The sequence below is a fragment of the Allobranchiibius sp. GilTou38 genome (assembly GCF_017565325.1).
In the GTDB taxonomy this organism is placed as follows: domain Bacteria; phylum Actinomycetota; class Actinomycetes; order Actinomycetales; family Dermatophilaceae; genus Allobranchiibius; species Allobranchiibius huperziae.
In genome coordinates this window covers 25,532-51,741 of the sequence record NZ_JAGEKN010000001.1, presented here as the reverse complement: position 1 = coordinate 51,741, position 26,210 = coordinate 25,532, and the positions used below count along the sequence as shown (strand labels likewise).

The 26,210-nt window shown below is 71.0% G+C and carries 25 protein-coding genes; 13 read left to right on the top strand and 12 right to left on the bottom strand.

Going from position 1 to position 26,210, the window contains the following annotated elements; translation table 11 throughout:
* Positions 1–47: 47 nt before the first annotated feature.
* Together serA and JOB34_RS00215 are read right to left on the bottom strand one after the other, a co-directional pair.
* The gene (gene serA, locus JOB34_RS00220) at positions 48–1,247 is read right to left on the bottom strand and encodes a phosphoglycerate dehydrogenase (protein ID WP_208050848.1); all 1,200 of its coding nucleotides are present in this window, start codon (positions 1,245–1,247) and stop codon (positions 48–50) included.
* 53 nt (positions 1,248–1,300) lie between these two features.
* The gene (locus JOB34_RS00215; protein ID WP_208050847.1) at positions 1,301–1,864 is read right to left on the bottom strand and encodes a hypothetical protein; all 564 of its coding nucleotides are present in this window, start codon (positions 1,862–1,864) and stop codon (positions 1,301–1,303) included.
* Positions 1,865–1,965: 101 nt separating this feature from the next.
* On the opposite strand from JOB34_RS00215, the gene JOB34_RS00210 reads away from it, so the two are divergent.
* On the top strand, positions 1,966–2,748 hold the full coding sequence (locus JOB34_RS00210; protein WP_208050846.1) for a class I SAM-dependent methyltransferase: 783 nt from the start codon (positions 1,966–1,968) through the stop codon (positions 2,746–2,748).
* A 61-nt stretch (positions 2,749–2,809) separates the two neighbouring features.
* Here the strand turns inward: JOB34_RS00210 and JOB34_RS00205 are convergent, their stop codons facing one another.
* Both JOB34_RS00205 and JOB34_RS00200 read right to left on the bottom strand, forming a co-directional pair.
* On the bottom strand, positions 2,810–3,448 hold the full coding sequence (locus JOB34_RS00205) for a WbqC family protein (protein ID WP_208050845.1): 639 nt from the start codon (positions 3,446–3,448) through the stop codon (positions 2,810–2,812).
* Positions 3,445–4,101 (bottom strand): PIG-L deacetylase family protein, encoded by a 657-nt coding sequence (locus JOB34_RS00200; RefSeq protein WP_179481586.1) that lies wholly within the window; start codon positions 4,099–4,101, stop codon positions 3,445–3,447. Before JOB34_RS00200 ends, JOB34_RS00205 begins: the two co-directional genes overlap by 4 nt.
* Positions 4,102–4,193: 92 nt before the next feature.
* Between JOB34_RS00200 and JOB34_RS17960 the strand changes: the two genes are divergently transcribed.
* The 9 genes from JOB34_RS17960 to JOB34_RS00155 are packed head-to-tail and all read left to right on the top strand — an operon-like array spanning position 4,194 to position 14,120.
* Positions 4,194–4,739, top strand: a complete 546-nt coding sequence (locus tag JOB34_RS17960; RefSeq protein ID WP_179481588.1) for an acyltransferase — start codon at positions 4,194–4,196, stop codon at positions 4,737–4,739.
* The gene (locus tag JOB34_RS00190; protein WP_208050844.1) at positions 4,736–5,704 is read left to right on the top strand and encodes a glycosyltransferase family 2 protein; all 969 of its coding nucleotides are present in this window, start codon (positions 4,736–4,738) and stop codon (positions 5,702–5,704) included. Before JOB34_RS17960 ends, JOB34_RS00190 begins: the two co-directional genes overlap by 4 nt.
* Complete coding sequence (locus tag JOB34_RS00185) at positions 5,692–6,756, top strand: NAD(P)-dependent oxidoreductase (RefSeq protein WP_208050843.1); 1,065 nt, start codon at positions 5,692–5,694, stop codon at positions 6,754–6,756. Before JOB34_RS00190 ends, JOB34_RS00185 begins: the two co-directional genes overlap by 13 nt.
* Entirely contained in the window at positions 6,753–7,745 is a 993-nt protein-coding gene (locus tag JOB34_RS00180) for a glycosyltransferase (protein ID WP_208050842.1), read from the top strand. Before JOB34_RS00185 ends, JOB34_RS00180 begins: the two co-directional genes overlap by 4 nt.
* Entirely contained in the window at positions 7,736–8,764 is a 1,029-nt protein-coding gene (locus JOB34_RS00175; protein ID WP_208050841.1) for a hypothetical protein, read from the top strand. The genes JOB34_RS00180 and JOB34_RS00175 overlap by 10 nt, the downstream gene beginning before the upstream one ends.
* Positions 8,761–9,477 (top strand): acylneuraminate cytidylyltransferase family protein, encoded by a 717-nt coding sequence (locus JOB34_RS00170; RefSeq protein WP_208050840.1) that lies wholly within the window; start codon positions 8,761–8,763, stop codon positions 9,475–9,477. Before JOB34_RS00175 ends, JOB34_RS00170 begins: the two co-directional genes overlap by 4 nt.
* Positions 9,474–11,732, top strand: a complete 2,259-nt coding sequence (locus tag JOB34_RS00165) for an N-acetylneuraminate synthase family protein (RefSeq protein WP_208050839.1) — start codon at positions 9,474–9,476, stop codon at positions 11,730–11,732. The genes JOB34_RS00170 and JOB34_RS00165 overlap by 4 nt, the downstream gene beginning before the upstream one ends.
* The gene (locus JOB34_RS00160; protein WP_208050838.1) at positions 11,723–12,826 is read left to right on the top strand and encodes a glycosyltransferase; all 1,104 of its coding nucleotides are present in this window, start codon (positions 11,723–11,725) and stop codon (positions 12,824–12,826) included. The genes JOB34_RS00165 and JOB34_RS00160 overlap by 10 nt, the downstream gene beginning before the upstream one ends.
* A 46-nt stretch (positions 12,827–12,872) precedes the next feature.
* A complete protein-coding gene (locus JOB34_RS00155) occupies positions 12,873–14,120 on the top strand; it encodes an O-antigen ligase family protein (protein ID WP_208050837.1) in 1,248 nt (415 codons plus the stop codon).
* Here JOB34_RS00155 and JOB34_RS00150 read toward each other — a convergent pair.
* Positions 14,117–15,370 carry an MFS transporter gene (locus tag JOB34_RS00150; RefSeq protein WP_208050836.1) on the bottom strand — a complete coding sequence of 418 codons (1,254 nt, stop codon included), beginning with the start codon at positions 15,368–15,370 and terminating at the stop codon, positions 14,117–14,119. The two genes, JOB34_RS00155 and JOB34_RS00150, sit on opposite strands and share 4 nt — an antisense overlap.
* A gap of 68 nt (positions 15,371–15,438) precedes the next feature.
* On the opposite strand from JOB34_RS00150, the gene JOB34_RS00145 reads away from it, so the two are divergent.
* Positions 15,439–16,074: a helix-turn-helix domain-containing protein gene (locus JOB34_RS00145; protein WP_208050835.1), complete on the top strand. Its 636-nt coding sequence runs from the start codon at positions 15,439–15,441 to the stop codon at positions 16,072–16,074.
* A gap of 244 nt (positions 16,075–16,318) precedes the next feature.
* Positions 16,319–17,689 (top strand): HNH endonuclease signature motif containing protein, encoded by a 1,371-nt coding sequence (locus tag JOB34_RS00140; protein ID WP_208050834.1) that lies wholly within the window; start codon positions 16,319–16,321, stop codon positions 17,687–17,689.
* 15 nt (positions 17,690–17,704) lie between these two features.
* On the opposite strand, the gene JOB34_RS00135 is transcribed toward JOB34_RS00140, so the two are convergent.
* Entirely contained in the window at positions 17,705–18,709 is a 1,005-nt protein-coding gene (locus tag JOB34_RS00135) for a glycosyltransferase family 1 protein (protein ID WP_208050833.1), read from the bottom strand.
* 137 nt (positions 18,710–18,846) lie between these two features.
* On the opposite strand from JOB34_RS00135, the gene JOB34_RS00130 reads away from it, so the two are divergent.
* Complete coding sequence (locus JOB34_RS00130) at positions 18,847–19,947, top strand: glycosyltransferase (protein WP_208050832.1); 1,101 nt, start codon at positions 18,847–18,849, stop codon at positions 19,945–19,947.
* A gap of 12 nt (positions 19,948–19,959) precedes the next feature.
* Here JOB34_RS00130 and JOB34_RS17955 read toward each other — a convergent pair whose 3' ends face one another.
* The 6 genes from JOB34_RS17955 to JOB34_RS00095 form a co-directional block, all read right to left on the bottom strand.
* A complete protein-coding gene (locus tag JOB34_RS17955) occupies positions 19,960–21,453 on the bottom strand; it encodes a polysaccharide biosynthesis tyrosine autokinase (RefSeq protein ID WP_208050831.1) in 1,494 nt (497 codons plus the stop codon).
* 76 nt (positions 21,454–21,529) lie between these two features.
* Complete coding sequence (locus tag JOB34_RS00120; protein WP_208050830.1) at positions 21,530–21,838, bottom strand: PqqD family peptide modification chaperone; 309 nt, start codon at positions 21,836–21,838, stop codon at positions 21,530–21,532.
* Positions 21,838–22,716, bottom strand: coding sequence for a nucleotidyltransferase family protein (locus tag JOB34_RS00115; RefSeq protein ID WP_208050829.1), 879 nt, complete (start codon positions 22,714–22,716; stop codon positions 21,838–21,840). Before JOB34_RS00115 ends, JOB34_RS00120 begins: the two co-directional genes overlap by 1 nt.
* Before the next feature lie 284 nt (positions 22,717–23,000).
* Positions 23,001–24,443: an HAD-IB family hydrolase gene (locus JOB34_RS00105; RefSeq protein ID WP_208050828.1), complete on the bottom strand. Its 1,443-nt coding sequence runs from the start codon at positions 24,441–24,443 to the stop codon at positions 23,001–23,003.
* Positions 24,440–25,750 (bottom strand): alpha/beta fold hydrolase, encoded by a 1,311-nt coding sequence (locus JOB34_RS17245; protein ID WP_208050827.1) that lies wholly within the window; start codon positions 25,748–25,750, stop codon positions 24,440–24,442. The genes JOB34_RS00105 and JOB34_RS17245 overlap by 4 nt, the downstream gene beginning before the upstream one ends.
* 220 nt (positions 25,751–25,970) lie before the next feature.
* Complete coding sequence (locus tag JOB34_RS00095; RefSeq protein WP_208050826.1) at positions 25,971–26,177, bottom strand: hypothetical protein; 207 nt, start codon at positions 26,175–26,177, stop codon at positions 25,971–25,973.
* Positions 26,178–26,210: the final 33 nt, after the last annotated feature.

Here is a 26,210-nt window from a genome sequence, read left to right as displayed (position 1 = left end):
CTCCCGGACCTACCTGTGTCAGGGTCACCGCGCGGGCGACGTGACGCTCAGATGACGCGCAGCCGGATGGTCTCCGGCAGGGCCGCCAGCTCGTCGACGACGGCGCGCGGGATGTCGTTGACGTCGGTGACGACGTAACCGTTGTCACCGAGCGTGCTCAGCATCTGCCCCTCGATGTTGACCCCGTGCGCGGCCAGGATGCTGTTGACCTTGGCGAGGACGCCGGGCATGTTCACGTGCAGGTGGGTGACGCGGTGCCCGCCGGGGCGCGCCTCCATGGTCAGCGTCGGGAGGTTGACGTTGAGCGTGGTGGTGCCGCGCTGCACGAAGTCGCGCAGCTTGGTCGCCACGAACCGGCCGATGTCCTCCTGCGCCTCCTGGGTCGAGCCGCCGACGTGCGGGGTGAGGATCACGTTGGGGATCCCCTGAAGGGGTGAGACAAACCGCTCGCCCTTGACCTTCGGCTCGGTCGGGAAGACATCGACCGCCGCGCCCGCGATGTGCCCGGACAGCAGACCCTCGCGGAGCGCGTCGTAGTCGACCACGAAACCGCGCGACAGGTTGAGGAAGAGCGCGCGCGGACGCATCCGGCCGAACTGCTCGGCCCCGAAGAACCCTGCGTTGCCCGACCGTCCGTCGACGTGCAGCGTCACCACCTCGGCGACCTGCAGCAGCTCCTCCAGGCTCTCGCAGCGGTGGGCGTTGCCGAGGGCCAGCTTGTCCTCGGTGTCGTAGAAGAACACCCGCAGCCCGAGCATCTCGGCCACGACCGACAGTTGGCTGCCGATGTTGCCGTAGCCGACGATCCCGATGCTGCGGCCGCGGATCTCGTGGCTTCCGGTCGCGTCCTTGTTCCAGGTGCCCGCGTGCAGGTCGCCGTCCTTCTCGGTGAGACGGCGGGCCATCGCGATGATCTCGCCGATGACGAGCTCGACCACGCTGCGGGTGTTGGAGAACGGCGCGTTGAAGACCACGACTCCGCGTTCGGCGGCCGCCTTGAGGGCGACCTGGTTGGTGCCGATGCAGAAGGCTCCGATCGCCTGCAGCTGCGTGGCGGACTGCAGCACGCGTTCGGTGACCTCGGTCTTGGACCGGATCCCGAGCAGGTCCACCCCGTCGAGCGCCGCGATCAGCTCGTCCTCGTCCAACGCGCCGGCGTGCGAATGCACCTCGATGCCCGAGTCCTGCAGCAGCGAGACGGCGAGGGGGTGGATGTTCTCCAGGAGCAGTGCTTTCACGCGGCCCATTGTGCCGGGCCCCGCTCACAGCCGGCTCGGGTGTCCGGGTGCCGGTCGGCCGCTCAGGGCCGGACGGGCCCCAGCGCCCCGAGGGCGGGAAGGATGACGCGCAGGGCCTCGTCGATCTGCCCCACGGCCTGTCCCGCGGCCGCGCCGCCCTTGCGGATCGGGTCCTCGACCTCGTCCTGCTCGGTGATCCGGTCCTTCGTACGCGCCAGGTGCGCCAGCGGATCCGCGCCGGGCGGCAGGTCCCGCAGCAGGCGGGCGGCCTGGCGGATCGTGTAGGTGCGGCGGTAGAGCGTGGGCGTCTCGTCGACGATCCAGTCGTTCTGCGGTCTGCCGGCGGTGAGGATGAGGCGGGCTTCGCCCAGGATCGCAGGGGTCGCCTGGCGGGAGCGGAAGCCCCCGGCCGGCACGTCCATGAGGGCGAGCTGGCGCTCCACCTCGCGCAGCACCCGGTCGCTGCGCACGGCGCGCACACCGCAGCTCGCGAACCGCCACGGCCCGTCGGCCACGGCGCGGTGGCGCGAGATGAGTTCGGCGGCCGGCGACCGGGCGAGGTTGCCGTCACAGACGAACAGGAGCAGATCCGGCTGCCGGAGGGTATCGGGGGACGTCGTCGACACGGTGCACACGGTAAGGGAATGGGGGCGGCCCATCGACACCGCGGCGACCGATGGTGACCCTAGACTTCCTGCGCTCCCCACCCGTTCGAGAGGCCCCACCCATGTCGCACGCCCACCCCGACGTCCAGGACCGCGCGAACCACGCGTCGTACACCGGCGCCGATGCGGTGCGCCACTACCCGCGGTTGTCGCACCTGCATCCCGCCGAGAAGGTCCTCTTCGACGCGTACGACGCCGACCTGCGCGGGCGCACGGTGCTCGACATCGGTGTCGGCGGTGGACGCACCACGGGTCACCTCGCGCCCCTGGCGCGGGAGTACGTCGGGCTCGACTACTCGCCGGCGCTGGCCGCCGCGACGGCCGCGCGCTTCCCGGATCTGCGCATCGAGGAGGGGGACGTCCGCGACCTGCGCCGCTTCGACGACGCCTCGTTCGACGCGGTGATCTTCTCCTTCAACGGTCTGGACTACATCGGCCACGACGACCGGGCGATCGCGCTGCGGGAGATGCGCCGGGTGCTGCGCGAGGGCGGCCTGCTGCTGCTGTCCAGTCACAACCGCGACCACCTCAGATTCCACCTGCTGCCGTGGCAGGGTCGCCCGCGACCGGGCCGCAGCGTGCTCCGCAGCAGCTACGCCGCCTGGCGCGCCCGGGCGAACCGGCGACGGCTCCGGGTTCACGAGGTCATCCGACCGACCTGGGCGGTCATCAACGACGACGCACACGACTACTCGATGCTCACCTACTACGTCGGAGCGGACGAGTCGCGCAACCAGCTGCGTGCGGCCGGTTTCGCCGACATCGCGACCTTCGACCTGGCGGGCGACGCCGTTGAGCGGGACGACCGCGCCGTCTGGCTCTACTACACGGGACGGGCGGCCTGAGCCTCGACCACCACGTGGAGAGGTCCTCCAGCGCGCGTGCGCTGCGGTGCCGTACCTCGGGTCAGCAGGTGCGGGAGATGACCTCGACGGGGTCGTCGTGGTCCATCAGCACAGTGAGCACCGAGTCGCCCGAGGTGATCTCGTGGTGGGACCACCGCAGCTCGATACCCGCCTCGGCGAAGGTCGCCGTGGCGTCATCGCCCATGTACGCCGTCGCGCCCGCGCCGGACAGGTACGCCGTGCCACCGACCGCCTGCACCTGCTCGATCAGGCGGGGCACGCCGGAGGCGGCCGGCGGATCGGTGAACGCGAGCGGCGTACGGATGTCGAGCACGTCGCGCAGCACGTGGATCATCGACAGGTTGACCTCGGCGAGGGTCTCCCCGCTGCAGTCCGCGATCCGGTCCAGGAGCGGCAGGCCGCGCGATTTCCAGTGCCGGGCGCCGGTGTAGCGCCCCCGCACGATGCCGATCAGCCGGTCCTGCCAGCCCGGCAGCACCCGCACCGCGGTGATCGGCACCAGCGACGGCTTGCCCTCCAACTGGTGGGAGCACCAGGCGTCGCGCATGGTGACCCGGCGCTGGTAGCCGTGCTTCTGGAACTGGTCGTGCTGGGCGATCACGAAGACGTCGCTGGAGATCATCTTGAACCAGAAGCCCGAGTAGGGCAGCAGATCCGGCTGGTGGATGGCGACGATCACGGGCGGATGCTCCGCACGAGTGCGTACTGCTCGGCGTACCGCACCAGGCGCGCGTGCCCGAGGGCGACAGCCATCTCCTTCAGACCGGTCATCGCGTGCACCTCGTCCGGGATCTCCGTGGCGTACGCGCGGCAGGCCGCGACCTTCGCGTCGATGTGCTCCTCCTGGAGCGATTCGAAGACGTTCCAGCGCAACTCGGCCTGGTAGAGGTTCACGTCGTACGCCGCGATGTCGTAGACGAAGACCGACGGCGGGAAGAAGTGCGTGACACTCATCGAGGCCCGGCAGGCGCGCATGCCGGCCTCGTAGGCCGCGATGTGGTCCTGGTGCAGCGACGGGTAGGGCAGGTAGACCTCGTGCGGACGATAGGTCTCGAATACCTCGTCCAGAGCCTGCACGAGGGCCTGGGGATCCTCGCCGACATGTCCGTCGGGTAGGCCCAGCCGCACCGAGTCCCGCACGCCCAGTGCGGCCAGCGCGGCCCGGTGCTCCTTCGCCCGCACGTCGCCGCTGTCCGCGACGACGACCACGAGACTGTCCTCCGGGTGCTTGGCGAGCAGTCCCCCGCAACCCAGCGATTCGTCGTCCATGTGCGGCGCCACGACGATCCGGCGAACGGGACGGACGGTGCCGTCGGCAGCGCTGAGATTCACGAGCGCCGATCGTACGGTGCGCGCGGCCCCAGACGGCACAATGAGCCCTGGCCGACCGGATCCCGGAGCCGACGACGACCGAAAGCGCACCCGTGAGCCTCGCCCGCCGCCTGACCGAGGCGCGCCCGTCGGTCCGCTGGCACCTCGGCCGGGCGGTGACGACCTCCCTCTACCGGCGCTCCTTCGCGGCCATCGGCGCCGGCAGCGTCGTCGTGGCGCCGCGCATCCTGCGCGGGGTCGACCGGATCAGCCTGGGCGCACGCGTCGCGGTCTACCCCGGCGCCTGGCTGCAGACCGAGGACGGCGGCTCGCTGCGCATCGGCGACGGCACCTACCTCGGCCACGACGTGCACCTGCACGCGGCCGATCCGCTCGAGATAGGCGCCGAGTGCGTGCTGGCCGACGGGGTCTTCGTCGCCACCACCGATCACGGACGCGACGGGCGGCACGAGATCGTGCACAGCGGACCGGTGCGCATCGGCGACCGCGTCTTCATCGGGCAGCGGGCGATCGTGCTGGGCGGCATCAGCATCGGCGACGGCGCCACCGTCGCCGCCGGGGCCGTCGTCACCCGCGACGTGCCCGCGGGCGCCGTCGTGGCGGGTGTGCCGGCGCGCGCCCTGGCGGGTGGGGAGTGAACGAGCCGTTCGAGCAGGTCGGCGTCGTGGTGCCCCACTACGGCGATCCCGCGCCGACCCGCGACCTGGTCGCGTCGTTGATCGGGCAGGCACCGTCGATCGTGGTGGTCGACGACACCTCCCCCGAGCCCCTGGCGCCCATCGCGGGCGCGAGCGTCGTACGCCGGGAGGTCAACGGCGGGTTCGGCGCGGCCGTCAACACCGGGATGGCACAGCTGCCCACCGAGCTGGCGCTGATCCTCAACAGCGATCTGGAGATCGGCCCCACCTTCGTCGCCGACCTGCTCGCGGCCGCCGCGCCCTGGCAGCCGGTGGTGGCGAGCCCGCAGGTCACCACCCTCGAGGGCGACCCTGAGTGGGTGGGCCGGCACTTCCCCACGATCGGCCACCAGGTGATCGAGTGGCTGACCCCGCTGGCCAGGTTCCGGCACCTGCCGCGGCTGCACGAGGCCGTCGGACACGACACGCGTGCGGTCGGCGACGCCGTGGTGCCGGTCGACTGGGTCGTCGGCGCGGCCGTGCTGGTCCCGGTCGCGGCGTTCCGGGCGGTCGGCGGTTTCGACGAGCGGTACTTCATGAACGCCGAGGAGGTCGACCTGCAGCGTCGCCTGCGCGGGCTCGGCATCCCGTCGGTGGTGCTCGGCACGGTGTCGGTGGTGCATCGCGGCGGCGGCTCGTCGGACCCGACGCGCAGCCGCCAGTGGCTGGTCGCCTCCCGTCTGCAGTACGCGCGCACCTGGGGCGGATTGCGCCGGCTGCAGATGGCACTCGCAGGGGCCAGCGCGGTTAATCTGTGCGCCAACGCCTCCCGCTGGGCACTACGGCGACCGGTGCGTCCGGTCGACGTGCTGCGCGAGGAGTTGCGCCTCATCCAGGGGCGCGGCGCCGGCCACGCCGCCGCCCGACCGCCGTCCCCCGCCGGGGCCCCCACCGACACGGAGCACGATCTGCCATGCGAGCGCTGATCAGCGGCGGAGCCGGCTTCATCGGTCGGCATCTGGCGACCGAGCTGCGCCTGCAGGGTCACGACCTCACCGCACTGGACCTGCTGAGCCCCCAGGTGCACAGGGAGCCGGAAGCCGCGCGCGCCGGCTTCCCGGGCCGCATGGTCGTGGGCGACGTGTGCGACGCCGACGCCTGGGCGCGGTGCGGCGATGCCGACGTCGTGATCCACCTCGCGGCCGAGACCGGCACCGGCCAGTCGATGTACCAGCAGGACCGCTATCACCAGGTCAACGTCGAGGGCACCCGTCTGGCGGCGCGAGAGGCGGCGCGCCGCGGCGTACCCCTCGTCACCATCAGCTCGCGCGCCGTCTACGGCGAGGGTGCGCGCGTCGAGGCCGACGGCACCCGCACGTACGACGGCGTCGTACGTCCCGGTTCGCGGGCCGCGGACTCCCGTGAGGACGACCCGCACGCACCGGTGTCCGTCTACGGCGAGACCAAGTCCGAGGGCGAGCAGGTGATCGCCGCAGAGCTCGGTGGCCGAGGGTCCGCCACGGTGATCCGGCCGCAGAACGTGATCGGTGCCGGCCAGGCGCTGCACAACCCCTACACCGGCGTGCTCGCGGCGTTCCTGGCCTGCCTCAAGGAGAGCCGTGCGATCTCGGTCTACGGCGACGGCGCGCAGACCCGCGACTTCGTGCACGTCACCGACCTCACCGCGATGATCGGCTGGGCTGTCGCGAATCCGGCCCCAGCCGTGGACGGCCCGCGGATCGTCAACTGCGGCAGCGGTGTCCGTACGACGCTGCGCGAGCTGGCCGACCACGCGGTCGCGGCGTCGCTGAGCGCACCGGTCGACATCGTGCACGTCGACGTGCACCGCGCCGGCGACATCCGCGACGCCTGCGCCGACCTCACGCGGGCACGTGTGCTGGGAGCCCCCTCGCCGCGGTGGTGTGCCGCCGACGCGGTCGCCGACTTCGTGCGCACGTCGTGGGATCAACCGGGCGCCCGCGCCGACGCCTGGGACAGGGCGCTGGACGAGCTGCGCGATCGCGGGCTGACCTCGTGACGCCCCGCCGCGTGCTGCTGGTCAGCCCCGGGTTCCACGGCTACTGGCGGGCCATCGCGGCAGCGCTGCAGGACCGCGGGCACACCGTGGACACCCATGTGTACGACGCGCCGCCGAGCCTGCCCGGCAGGATCGCCAACAAGCTGCTGCACGACCTGCCGGACGCGGTGACTCCCACACGGCTGCACGCCCGGCTCACCGAACGTGCCATCGCAGCCGTGCGGGCACACGCCCCGCAGGTCGTCGTCGTGGTCAAGGGCGACCTGCTCCAGGACTCCTTCTGGCACCTGCTCGACGAGTTGCGACTTCCCCGCGTCACCTGGCTCTACGACGAGGTGCGCCGCACCCGCTACACGCTCGAGGCGCTCGCGGGTCTGGGTCCGCTCGCGACGTACAGCCGCACCGACTCACAGGCGCTGGGCGCCACCCACCTGCCGCTGGGGTTCGATCGGCGCACCACCTACACCCCGCGCCGGGAGTCGGTCGTCACCTTCATCGGTGCGCGTTACCCCGCGCGCGAGGCGGCGCTGCACGGCCTGGACGATGCCGGGGTGCCGGTGCGGGCGTACGGGCGCGACTGGTCCCGCGGGCTCGGCGACCGCCTGCACACCCATACGCTGCACGCCGCCCGGGTGCCGAGTGGTGGGCAGCTGTCGCGGTCGCAGGCGTACGGCGTGATGGCCGGATCCGCCGCCACGCTCAACCTGCACGGCGACCAGGACGGTTTCACCATGCGCACCTTCGAGGCGGCGGGCGTGGGCGGGGTGCAGCTGATCGACCGGTCGGACGTCATCGACCTCTACGAGGTGGACGGCGCAGCGGGCGAGGTGCTCGTCGTCACCTCTCCCGAGGAGCTGCGCGAGGTGGCCGGCCGGTGCGTGCGGGAGCCGCGGTGGGCCGACGGGATCCGTGATCGCGGCCGGGCTCGGACGCTCGCCGAGCACACCTTCGACCACCGCGCCACGGTGCTGGAGTCGCTGTGGGCCTGATCCATCCGCGCGACCTGAGCGCCTGGCAGGACTGGCAGGACTCCCGTCATCGCGTGCGCCGCGTCGCACGGCGGGTGCGCCGTACGGGGGCGCCCTCGCAGTTCGTCCTGGACCTGCCTCGTGAAGGAAGCGCACGTGTCCTGGTCGCCCTGGACGTGACCGAGGGCCCCAAGAAACAGTGGCTGCTGGAGCCGCTGGAAGACCTGCCCGTCGCGGTCCTGAGCGAGCAACCCGTGCCGGATGTCGCAGCAGGAGAACGTGTTTCGCGTGCGGTCTCTGCCGACGACCTGAATGCACTACTGCCCGACGTGGGTGCCGTGCTCTCCTACGGCCATTACCTCGCGGTGGGATCGGCCGCCCACGCGTTCGCCGAGCGCACCGGACGCGCACAGCTCGTGCTGCAGCACGGACTGCTCACGCCCTACCAACCGCCGCTGCCACCGCACGCCCACGCCCTCGCATGGTCCGCGGCCGACGCGGACTTCTGGACGCTGGGCCGCGACGACGTGACCGCGCAGGTGGTCGGATCGCAACTGCTGGCAGCGGCCGCGGTCGCACCGGCAGCCGCGGCCTCGGCCGAGGCCCCCCTCACCTATCTGGGTCAGTTGCACGGCGCCGAACTGCCGCGGCGCGGGCTCGCACACGCGGCGTACGGCTTCTGCCGCGACACCGGTGCGACCTACCGCCCGCACCCGTCCGAGACCGACCGGCTCTCCCGCTCCCAGCACCGCGTGTGGGAACGCCGCGGCGTCACCCTCGACCGGAGCGGCACGCCGCTGCGGATGCATCCCGGGCCGGTCGCCGCAGCGTTCTCCACCGGAGTGCTCGAGGCCGCGGCGCGCGGGGTGCCCGCCTTCGTGCACTACCCCGACCCGCCACCGTGGCTGGAGGAGTTCTGGGCCAGGTACGACATGCGCCCCTGGGGCGGCGAGCCGACTCCGGCGCCGTCGACGGGGACAGACCCCACCGCCGCGATCCGGGCGGCGGTCATCGACTTCAGCGGAAGGACCAGCAGGTGAACACCCTCTGTGTGATCCCCGTGCGCGGCGGCTCCAAAGGCGTGCCCGGGAAGAATCTGCGGCAGATCGAGGGCCGTCCCCTCGTCGTGTGGACCATCGAACAGGCGCTGAACACACCGGGCCTGGACGTCCTCGTCTCCACCGACGACGAACGCATCGCCGAGGTCGCGCGTTCGGCGGGCGCCGACGTGCCCTTCCTGCGGCCGCCCGAGCTGGCCCGGGACGACACCCCCACCGAGCCGGTGGTGCGGCACGCGATCGCGCACCGGGTGGGTGAGAGCCGATCACCGGACGCCGTGATGCTGCTGCAGGCGACCTCGCCCCTCCGGCTGCCCGGCACGCTCGAGCGGGCGATGAGCCAGTTCGATTCCTCGGGAGCGGATTCGCTGGTCGGCGTCGTACCGTTCGCGCCGTTCTTCTGGTGGCAGGCACGCGACGAGCAGCCGCCGCGGGCGGACTACGACGTCACCGCGCGGCCCCGCCGGCAGGACCTCACCTCGAGGCAACTGCGCTACCGCGAGACGGGCTCGCTCTACCTCACCCGACCATGGGTCTATGAGCAGTGCGACAACCGTCTCGGCGGCCGCATCGAGCTCTTCGTGATGGACGAGGTGGAGGGCATCGACATCGACACCGAGCACGACCTGCGCCTGGCAGCGCACGAGATGCGTCGCCTCGCCGAGATCCGTTCGACACCAGGTGGTTCCGCATGATCATCGAACGCAACATCGCGCCGTACATCGTCTTCTCCGAAGACCCGATCGTCCGTGCGCTGGGCAAGATCAGCGACAACAAGGAGCGCATCGTCTTCTGCGTCGGGCAGCAGGGTCACCTCGAGGGGTCGCTGTCCGACGGCGACTTCCGTCGCTGGATCGTCGCCACCCCGGATGCCGATCTGCAGACCCCGGCGGTGCAAGTGGCCCACCGCGACGTCGCCAGCGGCCGTTTCGGTACGCCGACCGCGTCGTTGCGCGCGGCCTTCCGGCCCGGCGTCACCCACGTCCCGCTCGTTGACGAGCAGCACCGGATGATCGCCATCGCCATCGACCGCGACGACGAGCTGCGGATCGGCGCCCACGCGATCGGACCGGGTCACCCTGCGTTCCTGATCGCCGAGATCGGCAACAACCACCAGGGATCCGTCGACCTGGCACGGCAGTTGGTCGACCTCGCCGCCGATGCCGGTGCGGACGCCGTGAAGTTCCAGCTGCGCGACATGGCCGCGCTCTACCGCGGCCCCCAGGGCTCGACGGCGGGTGAGGATCTCGGCGCGCAGTACACCATCGATCTGCTGGCCAAGTTCGCCCTCGACTTCGACCGGCTGAGCATCGTCTTCGATCACTGTCGCGATCGCGGCATCGACGTGATGTGCACGCCGTGGGACAGTCCGAGTGTCAAAGCCCTTGCGGACTATGGCATCCCGGCCCTGAAGGTCGCGTCGGCCGACCTGACCAACCACGCTCTGCTGCGGGAAGCCGCCGGATACGGGCTGCCGCTCGTGCTGTCGACCGGCATGTCCCGCGAGGACGAGATCCGCGAGAGCGCCGCGCTGGTCCGGTCCACCGGAGCGAGCTTCGCGCTGCTGCACTGCCAGTCGACCTACCCGGCGCCGTTCAAGGACGTGAACCTCGCCTACATGGACCGCCTCGCCCAGATCGGCCAGTGCGTCGTCGGGTACTCCGGGCACGAGCGCGGCTTCCACGTGCCCATTGCCGCCGTCGCCCGGGGTGCGCACATCGTGGAGAAGCACTTCACCCTCGACCGGTCCCTGGAGGGCAACGACCACAAGGTGTCGTTGCTGCCGCAGGAGTTCGCGCAGATGGTCGTCCGTATCCGCGAGGTGGAGGAGGCGCTCGGCAGCGCCGCCCCCCGTGAGGTGTCGACCGGGGAGATGATGAACCGGGTCAACCTGGCCAAGAGCCTGGTCTCGACCCGCGCCATCGCGACCGGTGAGACCATCACCGCAGACGCCGTGACCATCAAGAGCCCCGGTCGGGGCCTGCAGCCGAATGCGCTGCAACAGCTGGTCGGTCGGGTGTCCCGCCGTGACATCGACGAGGGCGACTTCTTCTACGACGGAGACCTCGGCACCGCCCAGGTCGACCGTCGCGAGTTCTCCTTCCGACGGCCCTGGGGCCTGCCCGTGCGCTACCACGACTTCCGCTCGCTGGTCCGCGGCTCGAACGCCGATTTCGTCGAATTCCATTTCAGCTACAAGGATCTCGACCTCGACCTGTCGCAGATCTTCCCCGCCGACGTCGAGCTTGCTGCCGCACCGTACGCGTTCACCACCCACACCCCCGACCTCTTCAGCGGCGACTTCATCCTCGACCTCGCCAGTGAGGATCCGGCCATCTGGGAGCGCTCGATCACCGAGCTCCAGCGCGTCATCGACATCACCCGCTCGCTGCGCCCGCACTTCACCTGCGCGCAGGATCCGCTCATCGTGGCGACGCTCGGCGGGTTCACCGCCGACGCGCACGTCGACCCGTCGCTGCGGGAGCGGATGTACGCACGGGTGGCCGAGGGCCTGTCGAAGGTCGACGAGACCGGAGTGCGGCTGACCGCGCAGACTCTCCCGCCGTACCCGTGGCTGATGGGCGGGCAGCAGTTCCACAACCTCTTCCTCGACGCACGCGACACCGCGGCGTTCGCGCAGCGATACGACCGCAAGCTCACGCTCGACGTCTCGCACAGCAAGCTCGCCGCCAACTTCGCCGGGCGTCCGTTCAGCGAGTACGTCGACCTCCTCGGCCCGCACACCGAGCACCTGCACATCGTGGACGCCACGGGCGTCGACGGCGAAGGGGTGCAGATCGCCGACGGTGAGGTCGACTTCGCGGCCCTGGCGACCCAGCTGGACCAGCTCGCGCCGCATGCGGGATTCATCCCGGAGATCTGGCAGGGCCACGTCGGGGGCGGTGAGGGATTCTGGGTGGCGCTCGACCGACTCGAGGCGTGGTTCTGAACACCCGCCCGATCGCGCTGTGGGCGCTGCCGGTCGCCAACCTGGCGGGCGTCGCCCGGCACACCCTCGATGCGCTCACCGCGGGCATCCCCGGCTGGCGGGCGGTCGTGCTGTGCCCGCCGGGTCCCCTGGTGACCCGGTTGCAGGAGGCCGGGGTGCCGGTCGTCGCAGCGGCGTTCGGTCCCGACGCCGGGCTGCGCGCGTCGATCCAGACCCTGCGGCACACCTGCGCGACCCTGCGGCCCGCGCTCGTGCACACCCACCTTGCATACGCCGACATCGTCGCGGCGCTCACTCCCCTCGGCGGTGCGGCGAGAGTGAGCACCGAGCACGGGATCGCGGCCGACGACCTGGTCTATCAGGGCAGCCGGTGGCGCTCGCAGGTCATGCGCCGCTCCCACCAGGCGCGGCTACGGCGCGCCGACCACTTGATCGCGGTCTCGCACGCGACCGCCGATGCGATGCGCGCCAACTGGCGCACCGATGCTTCGATCACCATCATTCCCAACGGTTTCGACCCACCGACCGACAGTGTGAACCGTCCCGCGACCGATGCCCCCCGGGTGCTGTCGCTGTCCCGGCTCGCACCGGAGAAGCGGATCGAGGCACTCCTGCAGGCGTTCGCCCTGGTGGTGCGCGAGCACCCCGGGGCACGCCTCACGGTCGCCGGCGACGGAGAGCTCGACGAGTCTCTGCGCGCCCTCGCGGGTCGTCTCGGTGTCGCCGACCGGGTCGACTTCCCCGGCTTCGTCGACCCCTCGAGCGCGCTCGCCGACTGTGACGTCGTCGCCCAGCTCTCGGTCTGGGAGAACTGCTCCTACACGCTGCTGGACGCCGTCGGAGCCGGCGTCGGAGTGGTAGCCAGCCCGGTCGGGGGCAACCCCGAGATCCTGCCCGAGCAGTGTCTGGTCGATCCGGACGCACCGGCGCAGGTGGCCGCCGCGATCGCCCGTCAGGGCGGCATACCCGCGCAGCGGCCCCGGCTGCCCCCGTCCTGGCCGACCCCGGCCGGGATGGCCGCCGCGATCAGCGAGGTCTACGACGGCCTGGACCGCCCGGTCTCCAGCGGACCGCGCGACGCCGCGAAACCATAGACTCTGCCCGCACCCGAGCTCGCAGAAACCCACCCGGAAGACCGCCATGACGCTGCTGCAGGAACGCTCGCTCGCCGAGCACCGGCAGCCCAAGGACGCCGACGTACCCGGCGCGCTCGAGCGGATGGACAACCCGAAGGTCATCTCGGCAACCCTCTCGGTGCTGGCGATCTTCGCCTCCCTCGCCGCCGACAAGTACGGCGCGGGGCTGCCGGTGCCGCCGAGTTCGCTCCTACTCGGCGCGGCCGTCTTCGGTGCCGCGTTCGTCGTGCCCACCCGCGGCGTTCCGCGGCCGAACTGGGGCGTCTGGCTGACGCTGGCGATCCCCGGCTGGCTACTCGTCAGCTCCTACCTCAACCACATCTCGGGCACCAAACGACTGGCGAACCTGGGCATGGAGGCGCTGCTCGTGCTGGTGATCGCCTCGGGCCGGCTGTGTGTGATCTCAGCGGCTCGCGGAGCGGGCATCGCGGTGGTGCTGGGATCGCTCTGGGGGCTGGGGACGCTCGGCGCGAACGGGTACGTCGGTCGCCTCGTCGGCGGGTGGGGCGACCCCAACAACGCCGGCCTGTGCCTGGTGGTGCTCGGATGCGTCGCGTTCGCGTACGTCCGCACCCGTCTCGCGCGGGTGCTGATCGCGGTGGCGGGGGCCTCGGCGGTCTTCGCCACCTTCTCGCGCACCTCCCTCTTCGCGATGGTGATCGTCATCCTGTGGGTGGTCGTGGGGGACCGGGTGCAGGTCTGGGTCCGGGTCGTCGTGGTCGGCTCGGTCATGTGGTACGTCCACACCCTGCCGGCCACCGACTACGCCACCGGCATCTTCGCCGGCCGGGGCGGCAGTGATGCGCTGCGCCGCAGGATCTCCCGCGCCGAGCGGCTGACCGTCTCCGAGCACCCGCTCTACGGGCACGGCGCCGGCAGCGCGCGGACCAACGTCGACGGTGACACCTTCTACTTCCACAACTCCTACCTGGCGTTGCGAGCCGAAGGAGGCTGGATCCTGCTCCTGATAGTCGTCACTCTCTACGCCCTCCTGCTGTGGAATCTGCTGCGCCTGCCCGCCGGGCACCGCAAGCCGTGGATCGAGGCCTCCCTCATCGGCGTGCTCGTGTGCGCGGCCAACCTCGGAGAGGTCTTCCTGGCCCCGCCGGCCATGATCGCCGTGGGCGTGGCGCTGCGCCATCTGGCGCTCAGCCGCCGCCGGATCATGGATCCGAACGCACCGCCCCCGCTGGGCCTATGGGAGCGGTCCCGTCCCGCGGACCGTCTGCCGTTCGCCTCCGGCACCCGTTAGACGCCTCCCGTCCGGCTCCCGGCCGCTTGTGGCCAGGCCGCGGGACGAGGCACGGAACGGACCGCCCGACTGAGCGTCGGGATGAGCGCGACGGCCGCTGTGAGGCCGACCAACAGGGCGATGGCCCCCGGGCCGCCCAACCGGTGCAGGGCGAGTCCGGCCACGACCGGATAGAGCGGAAGCAGCAGATAGGACACGAACTGGCTGACCGACTGCACCCGGCCCACGAGCTCCGGCGGGGTGATGTGCAACCGGTACGCGCCGATACCGGAGTTGCCCGACGGGTTGAGGAAGATCCCGACGGACAACGACACCGCGGCCGCCAGCGGCGTGTTGAAGAACATCAGCGGCACGGCCAGGGGCACCCAGCTCCACCCGACCATCACGGTGAGCAGCCCGGTCGGAAGGGCCCTCACCACGCGGGGTGCGCAGACAGCGCCGGCGATGCCGCACACGCCGGCGGCGGTCTCGACCAGGCCGATCTGCACCGGGCTGCGACCGGCCTGGATGAGGCGGAGCACGGCCGTGAAGGCGATGGTGTTGACGGTCAGGTTGAGCAGCGGTGACCAGACGAGCAGCACCCGGAAGAACCGGTGCCGGGTCACGAAGCGGACGCCTTCGGCCAGTTCGGCGCGCACCCGGCGACGAGGCGACGTACGGGCCGGTGCGGTGAGATCGGCGCGGATCCGTCCGAGCAGCACCCAGGACACGGCGTACGACACGGCGTCCGCCGCGAACGGCAGCCACCGGGTGACCCCGTAGAGCGCTCCCCCGATCGGTCCGCCGACCAGGGACGCCACGTGCTGGCGTGCCTGGTTCTGGGCCAGAGCGGTGGGTAGCAGATCGCTCGGGACCACGGTGCGTACGGCGGACACCTCGGCCGGTGAGAAGGCGCCGGCTGCCAGACCGGTGCCCAGCGAGACCACGATCAGGTGCACCAGGCTGAGACGGTGCATGCCGATGGCCACGACCAGCGACAGGTAGAGGACCAGGCCCACGGCACTCGCGCACCGCATGATGCGGCGCCGGTCGAATCGGTCGGCGAGCACGCCCGCCGGCAACAGCATCGCGGCGACCCCGAGCAGATTCGCCGTCTCCGCGAGCCCGGCCGCGAGCGTGGAACGGGTCTGGGCATAGGCGATGAGCGGAAAGACGAACATGCTCACCCGGCTGCCCAGCTCGCTGATGGTCTCGCCCACCCACAGCAGGGTGAAGTCGTGCTGCCGCCTCAGACTCCGGAACCCCGCCATATCTCGCACGCTAGCTTGCGCACGTTGTGTTGCGCAATAGAGCGTGCGCGATTGGTTATGATCAGCGGATGGTGTCGAAGAGACCGGCCAGCACCCTCGTCGAGGACCCGCGCACCCTGCGGGCCATCGCCCATCCGGTGCGCAACCGGATCCTGACCGAACTGGCCGCCACCGGGCCGGCGCGTGCCGCCGACCTGGCCCAGGACCTGGGCATCCCCGCCAACCAGACCAGCTTCCATCTGCGGCAGCTCGCCAAGTACGGACTCGTCGAGGAGGCGCCGGAAGCGGCCCGCGACCGGCGCGACCGGGTGTGGAAGGTCGTGGCCGAAGGGGGTTACCTGGTCAACCTGCGCGCCCTCGAGGCCGCGCCCGAGACGCGCGCCGCGAGCCTGGTCTGGCGCAGCCACTTCGAACGCTGGGCCCATGCGGTCATCAGCGCCGCGATGCGCCGGACCTCGGTCGACGACGGCGCGGTGGTCACCATCAGCGACACGGCGCTGCGCCTGACCGATGAGGAGGCCCGCGCCATGGTCCAGGAGGTGAACGACGTCGTGTCGACCTGGGCGGCGCGCACCCGCGGGCGCGACCCGCAGCGGCGTACCTATCTTCTGATGTACGCCGCGCAGCCCTACCCGGACCTGGAGATAGCGCGGGACGAGCACGGCGCCGATGACGGCGACGCCAACGACTCACTCGGCAGCTAGTCAGGTGCCGGCCTGCTCGGCGTCCCGGACGGTGGCCCGAGAGCCCGAGGCGACCACGTGTTCGCGACGGGCTGTGGATGACCCCAGAAGATGACCACGTCCGTGGAGGGGATGTGGACAACTCGATCGCGAATGATCAATATTTGCAACATTTTTCAAGTTCTTTAACCTTGTTCGTCAGGTCGAACAAGCGTATGATTCAAGGTAGATGGCAAGAGGTGCCGTCATCAGCGCAGGAGGGGCCATGGCGCAGTCGACGACCGACATCCACCACCCCGCTGCGCCGGGGACTGGGGCTCGGTTGATGGCCCTACTGGGCGACTTCAGCAGCGCGTTGGAGGAGTGGCCTGGTGCCCTGTGGCAACTGGACGAAGCGGCCCTGGGTGAGGTGGTCGGGGGCATGCTGCGGATCACGGCTCGTGCGGAGAACGTCGCCGCGCTGGCCACCGCGGATGCGCTGACCCGCGGCACGGTCGCGAACTCGACCGCGACCGGGGCACCGGCGTGGGTGGCCAGGCAGGCGACCGGTGTGGAGCCGACCGTCGTACGCCGGGTCGGGAGGGTGGGGATGGACTGCGCCGATCCTCGCAACCAGGTCGTTGCCGACGCGCTGGCCGACGGGTCGGCGAGCGTGCCGGTCGCCGACGTGGCGCTACGGGAGGTGCCGCGGATCCTGCCGCAGCTACCCGACGCCGACCGCGACGGGCTGCTCGGTCGCTACCTGTCGTTGTCCGACCACGGGTCTCGCACGTTGCGGCAGCTCAGCACCCGGATCCTGGGTGAGTACGCCCCCGAACGCCTGGTGCGCGATGAAGAACGCCAGCAGGACTGCGAGTCGGTGTTCTGGGCCGACCTGCCCAGTGGGCTGACCCGGTTCGTGGCCGAACTCTCGAGCGGGCACGCCGCGGTGGTCAAGCACGCCCTGCGCGCCTGGTCCGCACCCGAGCCAGTGGAAAGCGAGGAACGGGACACCCGGACCCCGGCCAAACGGCGCGCGGACGCCCTGGTGCAACTGGTCGACACCGCCGCAGGCGTCCTCGACGGCACCAGCTCGCGGCCCGTCGGAGAATTCGGCGGCACCGCCAAGATCCTCGTCACCCTGGATTACAACACCCTCTACGAGGGCCTTCGCAACGCAGGCCGGCTCGACGATCTCATCGAAAACGGTTCGCAAGAAACCAGATCGGCGCCGACGTACCTGCCGGGCATCGGGCGCACCACCGACGGTGAGCATCTCGACGCCGGGACTCTACGACGGATGGCGTGCGACGCCGACCTCATCCCCGCAGTCCTCGGCACCGACTCCGAACCACTGGACGTCGGACGCGCCAAACGCCTCTTCACCGGCGGCCTGCGGACCGCGATCATCCACCGCGACCAGCACTGCACCTTCCCCGGCTGCGACCGACCACCCGACTGGTGCGACGCACATCATGTACGGCCCTGGTGGGCCGGCGGACAGACAACACTCACCAACGCAGCGCTGCTGTGCGCCCGCCACCACACCATCGTGCACCGCGACCTGCTCACTGCCCAGGTCACACCCACCGGCGTCACCTGGGACCTCACACCAGGACTCATGCCCACCCGACCAGGGCAGGATCCAGCTGCGTGACGTGAGCCGATCGGCTCAGTCGACCTCGATCGAGCGCAGCGCGCTGTCCACCGTGCGACCGACCACGTCCCAGTCGAAGCGTGCGGCCCGGCGCGGCCCGGCGAGCGCCAACCGATCCCGCACGGCGGTGTCGTGCGCGGCGGTGACCAGAGCCGCAGCCATGGCATCGTTGTCGGCCGGATCCACCAGCAGGGCAGCGTCGCCGGCGATCTCCGGCACCGCGGTCGCGTCACCGCCGACGGCGGGCACGCCGCACGCCATCGCCTCGAGCAGCGGCAGACCGAAGCCCTCGTACCGGCTCGGCATCGCCACCACCCGCGCCCCGCGGTAGTGCGCCGGCAGTTGCGCCTCGGGGACGAGGCCGGTGAAGTGGATCCGCTGCCCGAGCCCCAGGTCGCCCGCTGCACGCACGGTGTCCGCGACGGCGTCGCCGGTCATCACCAGGTGCAGATCGCGCAGCCCCGGGTCGGTCATCGCCCGCAGCAGCACCGGCAGGTTCTTGTGCGGCCTGTGGTTGCCGACGTAGAGCACGTAGGGATAGCCGGGTTGGTGCACGGGTCCCCGCGGCGTGTACGACGCGTCGACACCGTTGCCGACGACGAGGACTCGGGCGCCGTCGACGCCCGACCACGCCACGATCCTGCTCTTGGCGTGCTGGGACATGGTCAGGGTAAGCGGCGCACGTCGTACGGCAGGGCGCACCACCCGCTCGTAGTAGTTGCGCACGCCCCGGCCGGCCTCGCCCGGCACGTCGAGGTGCATCAGGTCGTGCAGGGTCGGCACCACCGGCCCGCGCCAGCCCACCGGGGCGGCGAACCCCGGGCTGACGAAGAGGCGGCGGTGGCGTGCCCGCGCGGTCGCCAGCTGCTGCAGCTGCATGAGCCCGCGCATCGAGACCGGGTCCGCGCCGGGCACGTCCTCCCAGTCCCCGGTGAGCCGTGATCTCACCTCCCGGGCGAACCGGCCGATGCCGTGCGGGCCGCTCCAGCGGGCGTCGTACACCGGTCGCGCGTTCGTCATCGATCTCCCCCCGGGCCATGTGTCGTCGCGGAAGCCTACCGGGACCTCGCAGCGCCACTGCCCCCTCGCATTGCCTATCGTTGAGGCGTTCGCGTCGGCCGAAAGGCCCTGAGGAGTAGGGAGTGTGGACCACCGGCATGAGTGAGCCGACCGTGGCGATCGCCCACGACTACCTCACCCAACGCGGTGGCGCCGAGCGAGTCGTCCTCGCCATGCATCGCGCGTTCCCCGAGGCACCGATCTACACCACGCTCTACGCACCGGACCGTACGTTCCCGGAGTTCCGCGACGCGAACATCGTGATGACGGGCCTGAATCGGATGGCTCCCCTGCGCCGTGAACACCGCTTCGCGTTGCCCCTTCTCGCGGCCACCGTCGGGCGGACTCACATCCCCGCCGACGTGGTCATCGCCTCGACCAGCGGGTGGGCGCACGGCTTCCGCACCGACGGTCGCATGCTGGTCTACTGCCACTCCCCCGCACGCTGGCTCTACCTGACCGACCAGTACGTCGGCCGGGCCTCCTGGCGCAGCCCACGCGGTCTGGCGGCGCTCGCCGTACGGACGCCTCTCATCCGCTGGGACCGCGCGGCTGCGGCGCGTGCCGACCACTACTGGGCCAACTCCCGGGTCGTGCAGACGCGCATCCACGACGTCTACGGCATCGATGCGGAGCTGCTGCACCCGCCGTACGGGATCGACGTCACCGGTCCGATGGCCCGGCCGCCCCAGGTGCCGCCGGAGCCGTTCCACCTCCTGGTGGCCCGGCTGCTGCCCTACAAGAACGTCGACCAGGTCCTCGCCGCGTACGTCGGTCGCTCCGAGCGGCTGCTCGTCGTCGGCGACGGTCCGATGCGCGATCAGCTGCGGCGCGCCGCACCCCCCAACGTGGCCTTCGCGCCGCAGTTGGACGACGCCCACCTGCGCTGGTGCTACGCGCACGCGTCGGCGCTGCTCGCGGCCAGCTACGAGGATTTCGGGCTCACGATCCTGGAGGCGGCGGCGTTCGGCACGCCTGCGGTCGCACTCCGCGCCGGGGGCTTCTTGGACAGCGTGCGCGAGGACGTCACCGGAGTCTTCTTCGACGAGCCGACCAGTATGGCGATCTCGCGCGCGCTGGACCGGCTGAGCGAGCAGGAGTTCGACCCCGAGGTGATCGCCGGGCACGCGGCGACGTTCGGAGAGGCCCGGTTCGCAGAGCGACTGCGGCAGTCCGTGGCCTCGTTCGCGACCGGGTGAACCGGCCGACCCTCAGACCTTCGCGCGCCGCTTGAGGTGCACGTGCCGCTCGCTGCGGCTGCTGACCGACGCCCCGCCGTCGACGGCACCGGTCGCGGCGTCCACGTCGGGGGTGCTCTCCGTCTGCTGCTTCGGCTCCGTCACCTCGGAGCTGTAGTAACGCTGGCTGGCCCGGCGGTAGCCGCCGTAGCCGTAGCCGTAGTAGGCGGCACCGATGCCCCGCGCCGGCGCACGGTTGATGACGCTGCCGAGCAGGCGGGCGTTGATCCGCTCCAGCATCGAGACCGACACCCGCAACTGCTCCTTCGCGGTGCGGCCCATCACTGCGACGAGCACGGCGCCGTCGGCGGCCGCGGCGAGCAGTCCCGCATCGGTGACCGGGAGGATCGGCGGCGCGTCGATGATGACCATGTGGTCCTCGCGCAGGGTGGAGAGCAGGGAGCGCATCCGGTCCGAACCGACCAGCTCCGAGGGGTTCGGAGGCACGCGCCCGGCGGGCAGGATCCGCAGGTTTTCGGTGCTGACCGAGCGCAGCGCGTCCTCCAACTCCACCGTGCCGGCGAGGACCTGCGACAACCCCACCGACCCGTCGATGCCGTAGACCTCGGCGACGGTCGGACGGCGCAGGTCGGCGTCGATGAGCACGGTGGGCGTGCCGGCGTCGGCGAGCACGCGCGCCAGCGTCGACGCGACGGTGGACTTGCCCTCACCGGGATTGGGGCTGGTGACGACGATCGCCTTCGGCGGGTTGTCGACGTTGACGAACCGCAGGTTGGTGCGCAGTTGTCGCAGCGCCTCACCGGCGTGCGAGTGCGGGTCGGCGTCCCGGCGCGAGTTGCCCCGCAGCATCGAGGTCTTCGGCAGGATGCCGAGTGTGCCCGCACCCGTGATCGTCTCGACGTCCTGGACGGTGCGCAGCCGCTGGTCGAGCATCAGCCGCAGGACGGCGAGCAGGTAGCCCAGCACCACGCCGCCGGCGAAACCGGCCTCGACGTGCTTCTTGACGTTGGGGCTGATCCGGCCGCCATCGCCCGAGGCGTTCTGCAGCGGCACCACCCGGATCACCGTCTGGCCGCCGTCGCTCTCCAGGCTCTTCACCGTGTTCGCGGTCGCGACCAGGGCGGCGTTCGCGATCTTCGGGCAGTCCGAGGGGGTGTCGCAGGTGACGGAGACCGTGATCAGAGCCGCGGTGCCGACACTGGCCGTGATGTGCCCGGCGATGCGGCCGACCGGAATGCCGGTGGCCTTGGACACCTCGTTGGCGACCGGCAGCGTGCCCACGAGCGTGGTGTAGGCCTGTGCCTTCTGCTGAGCGACCTGGCTGCCGTTGATGGTGTCGGCGATGTTGCCGGTGCCACCCACCTGCACGAACGCCGACGACGACGACGCGTAGGTCACCGGCAGGCTCAGCACGTAGGCGTACGCACCCAGGGTGCACACGACGATCGCGACGAGCAGCACATGCCAGTTCGCACGGCTGAGCCGGAGGAAGTCGACGACGGTCACGTGGTGTTGGGTCCTTGGCCTGAGGGCGGGGCACGATCGACGGGCGCCGATCTGGTCCTGGTGGGCAGCAGGAATGCTACCGGTCCACAGCCCCCTCATCGGGTTCGCGCACCTGCAGAAGTCCGCGCCGGAGCAGTTCGCGCAGGAAGCTCTCGACGGAGTCCCGGACCGTGTCCGTGGTCTGCCCGGTGGCCAGCGCGACCTCGGCGGTGATCTCGTCCTCAGGCATCGAGCGGGCGGCATCCCAGATCTGTGCCGCCGGCCCCTCCAGGGCGATCGGGAGACCGGCTCTGACGCGGGTCAGATAGACGGCCGGGCCGGTGGGGCCACCGTCCTCGTCCACGACCCACGCGACGCCGTCCGGGACGACGTACGCCGGCTGCATCACCGCCCCCTTCGACGCGGCAGACGGCGGGTCAGCAGCACGCCGATCTCCCGCGCCGCCACCATCGGACGGCGCACCGTCGCCTGCAGCCACTCCGCGCGAGACGGCTCGTGGCCCAGCCGCATCTGCAGGTGGTCGCGGTTGACCAGCAGCACCTCACCGCACAGCTTCGCCTTCTCCGGCAGGGTGGTCGCCGCACGGAAGCGGGCACGCCACTCCTGCAACCGCGTGCCGCCCTCGGAGGCGACCACCCACAGGTCGTGCTCGGCACGGTCGCGGAAACGGTGGAGGTCTCCGCTGGCAGCCGCCAGGGCGACCTCCGCCCCCAACCCGCGCGCGAGGAGTGCGACCTCATCCAGCTCGACCGGGGTGAGCGCGGCACGGACGCGATCGATGTCCGCGCGTCCGCGAGCGGTATCGCGGGCGCCGTGCAGAAGGATGAGCAACGCCTGGTCGAGCACGCTCGGCACCTGCACGTCGTACGCCGCGATCGTGGCGGTACACCGACGTTGCCACAGCTGCTCGAACGCGACGGAGGCATCGACCCCGAAACCCGGGAACAAGCGGTGCACATCGACCCAGCCCCAGTAACGGTGATGCAGATTGGCGGCATGCCGGAAGATCGAGCCGGACTCGAATCCGGTGCGCGGCTCGAATTCTGCAGCCTCCAGGACGGACGTCAGCCGGGGCACGTGAGAGGGCCGGACCAGCACGTCGACGTCGCTGCTGGTGCGACCCGCGAGCCGGAAACGGGCCGTGGTCGCCGGCCCCTTGATGTGCAGCAGGTCCACTTCGGCGTCACGTGCCAGGTGCTCGACGACGGCGTGCGCCAAAGACAGTCGCGCCCACGCGGGGAGGACGATCTCGGACTGATGCATGGGCTTCGAGTCTAGGTCGAGGTCACCCGCCTTCGGCGACTTGCGAGCCCCTCCTCATCGGGCGTCGTGCAGCGGCCAGCCCTTCTTCTCCGACCGCTCCTGCACACGCCGCAGATCCGACTCGGACGGCACCCCGTCGGTGTACTCGGTGACCAGGACGCCGACGTCGACCCGGGAGACCGCCGCATCGTCGCCGTGCTCGCGGGCGCCTGAGATGAGTTGACGCGCAACGTTTTTGACCTCTTCGTCGGACCGTTCACCCGCGTCTGGCCCCCGCGTGGGCGTTACTCGTCCTGCGCCTCGTCGGCGCGGGCGAACGACCGGTCCGCCGGCGGCACCTTTCCGCCGGGGTAGCTGGATGCCAGTTGCTCCATCGTGGGGCGGCGGCGACTGCGCGCCTCGTCGGGCAGCAGGCGCGCGATCGCCTTCATCACCCGGTCGGTGTCGGCGGCCGCGGAGCGGTACTTCAGCTCGACCGGAGGACCGAAACGCACGGTGATCTGCGGCGGGTGCAGGTAGTTGAGCATCTGCGGCAGCTTGGACGAGCGGGGCCAGACCTGCTCGGTGCCCCAGATCGCGCACGGGATGACCGGCACCCCGGTGCTCTTGGCCAGCCGGGCGACCCCCGTGTGGCCCTTGAGCGCACTGGAGAAGAAATCCGGCCCGCGCGGGATGGTGCCCTGCGGCATCACCCCCACGAGCTCGCCACCGCGCAACGCGGTCTCGGCGGCAGCGAGCGGGTCCGGAGCATCGGGGTCCTTGCTCTCCCGGTCGACCGGGATCCCGCCGGAGCCGGCGATGAGCTGCCCCACCACCGGTACGTCGAAGATCTCCCGCTTGGCCATGAACCGGCCGGTGCGGCCGGCGCGACCCATCGCCAGGAACATCGTCGGCAGGTCGAAGTAGCTGCGGTGGTTGGCCGCCACCAGGACGCCGCCCTCGCTCGGCACGTGTTCGGTCCCGAGCACCTCGAACCGCGCGTAGGGAAACGCCTCGGGACGCGCCATCCACTGGCCGATCCGCTGCAGTTCGATGTCGACGAACGGCACCTTGAAGACGCCAGGAGACGCGCTGAAGTGCTCCACCGGCCAGCGCCGTACGGTCGCGAAGGCGAGCAGCCGCGGGTCGGGGTTGACCGCGTGCGGATGACCGACCGCGGACAGCAGGGGCAGGTCGTAGACGGAGTCGGAGTAGGCGAAGGACTGCGTCAGGTCCACGTCGTGCTCGCTCGACCAGTCACGGACTGCGGAGAGTTTGCCGGTGGACCAGACGAACGGACCGTCCAGGCCACCGTCGTACCGACCTGAGACGGGGTCGACCGAGTAGCGGGTCGCGACCACGGCGTCGAGTTCGAGCAGATCGGCCAGCGGCTGGATGAGGTGCAGCGGTGTCGTCGTGGCGAGGACGACCTTGCGCCCGGCGGCTCGGTGCTTCTCCAGCGTGAGGTGGGCGAACGGCTCGATCAGATCCATCAGGCCGACCGCCGCGCGCCGCGCCGCCTCGTCGAACGCGCCGGCGCGCTTGCCGCGAGCGACCAGCGTCGCGTTACGCGCCAGGACCATCGACGGAAGGGTCTCGCCGAACCGGTTGAACACGCCGTACAGCAGGCTCTCGCCGGGCAGCTTGGTGGTGACCAGGCCGGCCTCGCGCAGGGCATCGGTGATGATCGGCCCGGACGCCCCGCGGAGCAGCGTGCGGTCGAGGTCGAAGAACGCGGCGCCGGTCATGCCTGCACGCCGAGGACGTCCGCGATGACCTCGTAGACCCGCGGGTCGTTGACCAGGTCGTTGTGACTCATGGACCCCATCATGGTGGACCGGCTCAGGTCGTTGTCCGCTCCCGCGCGAGCACTCGCGCGCGGCACGATCCCGTCGCCGATGATTCCGCCCAGCCGCGCGTGCGGATCCTTGGTGAGCACGCCTGCGACAGCCAGATGGCGCACGACCATCTGCGGGGCCAGGGCCTGGCGCCATTCGGCGGCGTCCGGCATCGCGCCGCGGGTGTCGGCGAGGAAGAGGTTGCCCGGCCGCAGGTCCTTGATCCCTTCGCTGCGGAACTGGATGACGTCGCCCAGCCATCGGGTGGCGCCGTACCCGGAGAAGAACTCGGCGAGGTAGTTGGCGCCCTGCTCGATCGGCGACCCGTGGTACGGCGTGCCGAGGGTGATCAGGTCACTCACCAGGGGGCCCCACGTCGAGGAGGTCGGCCACTGCAGCAGGGCGCTGCTCGCCACCAGACCGCCCATCGAGTGCCCCACCAGCACCACGCGCTCGACGGGCACCGGCCAGTGGTCGACGACCTGCTCGATCAGCAGGGCGAGCTCCAAGCCGTTGGACTTGATCCGCAACCCGGTGTTGTAGCGCACCCAGAGGGCCGACCAGTCACCATGCGCCTCCAGGCGCCGCCCGTAACTGAGCCGTCGCCCATCGTCGTCGCGGTGCGCGTGCCGCTTCCACATCTGCTCGGTGCCGACGAAGCCGTGCACGAAGATGACGATCTGAGGTGTGGCGTCCGGGTAGGCGCGGGCCAGGCCGTCCGCGGTCGCGGGGACCCGCTCCCCGGAGCGGCGCAGGCTCATCGGGGAGGACAACGGCATCCGCCCGGACGAGGCCATCTTGTCGCCGTTGAACCCGTGCACGAAGGCGAGGACTCCGCTCGCCCGCCGCGTGGTGCCCCGCCCGAACTTGCTCGTCCGGCCCGCCTGCGCAGCCTTCGCCGCAGTCGCGCCGACCGCCTCGGCCATGCCCTCGAGCGCGACGGCCGACGCGCCGTACGCAGCGCGCGCGATGTGGTCGTGCGCGAACTCCACCGGGGTGACGACCGGGCCGACAGTGCGGCGCGCAGACGCGAAGACCTTGCTCGCGACGGCACCGTGGGTGTCACGGATGGCTCCGGTGACGCCGCGTACGGCGGTGCCGGCGCGGTGAGCGGCGGCTACCTGGCTGTCGGCGGGGGCGCCGGGGTCGATCTCGAGGTCTGCGTCGATCTCTGAGTTCAGCTCTGAGTCGAGCGGCGGCTGGGCCCGTTGGGTCACGAAGTCTCCTCATCAGGTGTAACCCGCTCAACCTACCCATGAGTAGCACTCCTGCGCTGGAGCTGACCGTTTGCCGGACGACGCGACGTCTGATGAGCCGGTAGGGCGACCACATCCGGCTCAACGACCCCCTCACCCACTCGCGTCGCACGAAGCACGAATGTGCACCACTTTTGCCTGTGGATAGCTCACGCGAGCCGGCTGGATCACGCATGCTGGGTCACCGTGGACGATCCAGGTCCATCAGGAGGCCGGTGCGCCACCGGTCAGGGAGGGTCCTCATGCCGCGCACCCGTGGCCGGTCCGTCGCCGTGCTGCTCGCAGTCGCCGGAGCGGCAAGCGTGAGCGCGTGCTCCGGAGGGTCGAGCACCACGCCGTCGACCACGTCCTCGACGACCAGCAGTCCGACGTCGACGAGCAGCACCACGACTAGTTCACCCGCATCGAGCAGCTCAACCTC